This is a genomic window from Luteolibacter sp. (genome assembly GCF_058122085.1).
In genome coordinates this window covers 1-4790 of record NZ_JBIKBQ010000174.1, presented here as the reverse complement: position 1 = coordinate 4790, position 4790 = coordinate 1, and the positions used below count along the sequence as shown (strand labels likewise).

The window sequence follows — 4790 nt, the reverse complement described above, 5'->3', positions numbered from 1 at the left end:
CGGCTGATGGCGCGCCCGCGTATTTCCATATCGGGCAGGACGCTGGTGCAACCGGTTACATCAGCGGACTTTACACCAGGCAGTATTCTGATTCTGCAACGGAGCCGGTCTGGGGCGGCGTTACCGCAACGAAACCCTAGCGAGCCTGCGGCTCAGACAGAAGACTGCAAGACAGAAGACAGAAGACAGGAAAACTTGACCTAACAACAGCAAATTCAGTGTTTCAAGGACTCTAGGTTCACCACGCTTCTGCTGCAATCGCTTGTCTGAAACTGTTTCCCCATGAAGCCCTCATTCAAACTCCTGGCCTGCGCGGCCGCTCTGTATTTTCCCGGCCACGCCGTGGCGGCGGAGGTGCCTGAGCAGCTCGCGAGCCTGCGCCTGGCGATTGATGATCTCACAAAAACACCCCCCTTTTCCCCGCCCTCCAGTCTACGCCGCCTACTTCGCTGAAGCTACGAAGGCCAAGAAGGCTTCCTCCTTCGCTAAAGCTACGGCGGACAAGACGACAGGCAGGCCGGTCTGGCCACCGGCTCTTTCAACGGCCTTCACGCAAAAAGCAAATTCCTTGAAGAAATCTCAGAAACCATCTTTCTTCATCCAAGCCCTGATGACACCTCTCATTCCCGCCTTCCCCAAAATGACTGTTTCAGTTTCATTCCGCAGCATGTCCATTCGCAGTCTGATCCTCTTGCTCGCCGTTCCGACCCTTGGGTGGGCGGAAATCAATGCTGCTCCGCGAGTACCGGCACCCAAGCCCTTCGGTGCCCTACCTAACGAGAGTCAACTCCGGCATGCGGAAATGGAGATGTATGCATTCATCCATCTCACCATCAACACGTTCACGGGGAAGGAATGGGGATATGGCGATGAGGATCCGGCGTTGTTCAATCCCACGGCCCCCGATATCGGCCAGATCGCGGAGACACTTCAAAAGGCGGGCATGCAAGGCATCATCCTCACCGCCAAGCACCATGATGGCTTTTGCCTGTGGCCCACCAAAACCACACCCCATAACATCAGCCGCAGCCCTTATCGAGACGGCAAGGGCGACCTGGTGGCCGAAATTTCCAGTGCCGCCCGCGAGCGTGGCATGAAGTTCGGCGTCTATCTTTCCCCGTGGGATCGTAACAACCCGAAATATGGAAAAGCGGAATACGTGACTCAGGTGTTCCGTCCGCAGTTAGAGGAACTTCTGACCAACTATGGTGAGGTTTTCGAAGTCTGGTTCGATGGAGCCAATGGCGGGGATGGCTATTATGGCGGTGCGCGTGAGAGACGCTCCATTGACCGATTGACCTATTACGGCTGGGCGGAAACCTGGAAGGGCGCCCGCAAAATCCAACCACAGGCGGTGCTCTTTTCCGATGCCGGCCCGGACCTGCGTTGGATCGGCAATGAAGCCGGATTTGCAGCGGATCCCTGCTGGGCCACCTACACCCCCGTCAGTCCGGATGGAGACGAGGCCAAAGCCGGTCCCGGAAACACCCGCTACAGGGATGGCGAACGCGGCACCCGCCACGGGCGAGACTGGATGCCCGGAGAAGTGGACGTCTCGATCCGCCACGGTTGGTTCTGGCATGAACACGAGAACGGCCATGTGAAATCCCCGCAACATCTGTGGAACATCTACCTGCAGTCGGTGGGCCGCGGCGCGCATTTCCTGCTCAACGTGCCGCCGGATCGCCGTGGCATCATCCACGAGCGCGATGTTTCGAGCCTCACCCGCTTCGGTGATCTGCTGCGCGAGACCTTTGCCCGCAACCTTGCGGCTGGTGCATCTCTCAAGGCATCCCATATTCGCGGCGGCGACCCGTCCTGGGGACCTGCCAATTTATTGGATCCGGACAAGTGGAGTGCCTGGACGACCGACGACGAGGTTCGCGAGGCAAGCGTGGAAATCACCCTGCCGGAGGCAAAAACATTCAATCTCTTGCGCTTGCGGGAAGACATCCGCCTGGGCCAGCGCATCGATGACGTGGCCTTGGATGTCATGGCGGACGGAAATTGGAAAGAGGTGGCACGCGCCCAGTCGGTCGGATATTGCCGTCTCTGGGAAATCCCTACGGTGACTACGGACCGCGTGCGTCTCCGCGTCGTCAAGTCCTCGGCCTGCCCGGCCTTGTCCGACTTCGGCCTGTTCCTCCGCCCCGCCATTCCTCCGCTCGATGGCGCGGTGGTCAAGCTTCGGCCACAGGACCGCAACGGATGGAGCGTCACGGCCAGCGCCGTTGCGACTGGAAACTCAGCATCGGCCGCCATCGACGGAGACCCGGCAACCTTCTGGCATACCCACGATGAATCCAAAGGGGAGAGCGGCCTGCCACAGGACCTCACCTTGGATTTAGGCAAGGTCAAATCCATCAAGGGCTTCACCGCGCTACCCCGGCAGGATGGCATTGCCCACGGCATGGTGGACCTCTACCGGGCAGAGACCTCCACTGATGGCAAGACTTGGACCCTCGTGGCGGAGGGGGAGTTCTCCAACATTCGTGCCAATCCAATCGAGCAGGTCGTCAGCTTCGTCAGCCCGGTCAGCGCTCGCTACCTCCGCATCCAAGCAGTCCGCGCCTTGGAAAAACGACACGCCTCCTTCGCGGAAATCGGTGTGCTGGAGTGACCCTCGGGCATGGCTCTCGATCAGCCCGGCTTCGCAGCAATTGACTTCAAAATAACGCGCGGTAGTATGACCTCTGCTTGGCCGATTGAGGGCTTTTCGATCCGATTCCAGGCAAACTAGCTACACCTGTTCGCATTCCGCCCTCGCACTGGCCATCCAGACCGCCCGCAGCGAGTTCCGCAGTCCACTTCGGGCCGAAGAACTTGCCCGCCGTGTGGGAATGCCTGTGCGCGTCTGCAATCTTCAATGCAGGCCGAACTCGGCCATGACCTCAATCAGGAAATTGCAGGCCTCCGCCTCAATGAAGCCACGCGCCTGCTCCGCGAGACCGATCTGAAACTGGAAAGCGTCGCCCGCGAGGTGGGATATGGCAGCGCCACCTACCTGTGCCGCGTGATCCAGACTTCCTGCGGCATTTCTCCCGGCGAGTATCGGAAAAAGTGGGCGACGGACCATTTTCGGGGATTATGAGCCCGGGAAAACCGAACCCACGGCATCTTGTCGTTTGATTGATCTTTGCCGCCCTGCATCCAGGCACCGCGCTTATTCTTTAGGCCAGAACTTTGCCACCGTCCGCACCCATTCATCGGCCATGAGCCCATGGCCGGAATACGTAGGATGAATGCTGTCCCAAATCCAATGCTCCGCAGGTGCTTTGAGGCAGGCGGCGTCGAAGACCGGCTGGAAGTTCACCAAGGCCGCCTGGTATTTCCTGGCCAGTCGGGCCACAATCTCCTGACGCGCCTTGATGTCGGCGCTCCATTCCTTCCAGCTGTCTTTCTTCGTCTCGATGGGCAGGGTAAACGGAGTGCAGAGCACGAAACGCACTTTGGGATTTGCAGCACGCGCATCGGCGAGCAACTTGTCATAGGTCTGTTCATACTGGTCGAGCGGAACCCGGCCGTTGTCGTTCACACCGATGAGGATGCTTAAAATGTCCGGCTTGAGATCAAGTGTGTCCTGCTGCCATCGCTTTGATAGATCAAGAACCGTATTGCCACTGACTCCCCGGTTGAGGAAAGTAAGATTCCGCTCCGGGAAAGCGGCACCATACCTGGCGGCGATAATGAACGCGTAACCATGGCCGAGGATGTGGTTGGGGTCCATGCTGCGGCCGCGATTGCCATCGGTGATGGAATCGCCTTGAAACAGGATGCATACTCCCTTGTGGAACGCCGGAACGGGCGCAACGGCGGAGATTGGTGGAGATTGCGCGGACGCCAGGTTTGAAATCAAAAGGGCCGTCACGACTAGGCGGCGGATTCCATTGTAGGGATTCATGGTGATTGATGTTTGGTTGAAGTGCTTGACATCCTTGCGGCAGCCGCCCGAAACAAATCCCGCATTCTCAGACATCGCTAGAAAAATCGACACCCTACACGTTTGTTCAGTATCGAAACTTGCCTGTGCAATCAAATGTTCTTGGGGACCGGCAGCCGCTGTTCACACAGTTCCAGGCGTTAAAAAACTCGTTTTGACAAAGCCATGAAATTCCCTCACGTCCACTTGGTTTTGGCCACTGCGGCACTTTTCGAAATCGCCATCGCAAGCGAAGCGGTGAATCCCGGCAATAACAGCGCCACCATCCCTGTTTCGAAGCTGGAAAACGACAGTTACGATTGGTCGAAACGCCATGAGGAAGTGCTGCGCATCAAGGCCGCGCTTCAGCCGGAAATCGTGCTGATCGGCGACTCAATCACGCACTTTTGGAATGGCGAGCCCAAGGCACACACCGCACGGGGCCCAAAAGCGTGGGAGGCGGTTTTCGGAAAATCACGCATCCTCAATCTCGGCTTTGGTTGGGACCGAACACAGAACGTGCTCTGGCGCATCAATCATGGCGAACTCGATGGCATCGCACCGCGGATCGTCGTGCTCAACATTGGCACCAACAACACCAGCCAGACGGCAAACGCCCGCCAGAATACCGCTCCCGAGATCGCGGAAGGCGTGAGGACGGTTTGCGATCGAATCCGAGCAAAACTGCCACAAGCGAAGATCATTTTGATGGCGATCTTCCCGCGCGAGGAGGACCCGGATCATCGGGGAAATTTTTCTTTCCGTTAAATTGTTAAAATCTCAGCGGGCTGGCTGATGGACATTTGATACGAGAACTTGATCTCCCCAGCAAGCTCGGATTGCTCTTTCGCGCTGGGACGGGCCGGTGGAG

The 4790-nt window shown here is 58.0% G+C and carries 4 protein-coding genes; 3 read left to right on the top strand and 1 reads right to left on the bottom strand.

The genetic code is table 11. The annotated features are described in order from the left end of the window. Positions 1 to 667: 667 nt before the first annotated feature. Together AC4DF4_RS17895 and AC4DF4_RS17890 are read left to right on the top strand one after the other, a co-directional pair. Complete coding sequence (locus tag AC4DF4_RS17895; protein ID WP_490049465.1) at positions 668 to 2620, top strand: alpha-L-fucosidase; 1953 nt, start codon at positions 668 to 670, stop codon at positions 2618 to 2620. Between the two features lie 126 nt (positions 2621 to 2746). Continuing rightward, entirely contained in the window at positions 2747 to 3091 is a 345-nt protein-coding gene (locus AC4DF4_RS17890) for a helix-turn-helix domain-containing protein (protein WP_490049466.1), read from the top strand. Positions 3092 to 3163: 72 nt separating this feature from the next. On the opposite strand, the gene AC4DF4_RS17885 is transcribed toward AC4DF4_RS17890, so the two are convergent. After that, entirely contained in the window at positions 3164 to 3976 is an 813-nt protein-coding gene (locus tag AC4DF4_RS17885; RefSeq protein WP_490049464.1) for an SGNH/GDSL hydrolase family protein, read from the bottom strand. A gap of 129 nt (positions 3977 to 4105) precedes the next feature. On the opposite strand from AC4DF4_RS17885, the gene AC4DF4_RS17880 reads away from it, so the two are divergent. Further along, positions 4106 to 4687 carry a GDSL-type esterase/lipase family protein gene (locus AC4DF4_RS17880; RefSeq protein ID WP_490049463.1) on the top strand — a complete coding sequence of 194 codons (582 nt, stop codon included), beginning with the start codon at positions 4106 to 4108 and terminating at the stop codon, positions 4685 to 4687. Positions 4688 to 4790 lie beyond the last annotated feature (103 nt).

Coding starts and splice junctions, on each gene's coding strand:
- AC4DF4_RS17895 (WP_490049465.1), top strand. CDS start 668: ATGTCCATTCGCAGTCTGATCCTCTTGCTCGCCGTTCCGACCCTTGGG.
- AC4DF4_RS17885 (WP_490049464.1), bottom strand. CDS start 3,976: ATGTCTGAGAATGCGGGATTTGTTTCGGGCGGCTGCCGCAAGGATGTC.
- AC4DF4_RS17880 (WP_490049463.1), top strand. CDS start 4,106: ATGAAATTCCCTCACGTCCACTTGGTTTTGGCCACTGCGGCACTTTTC.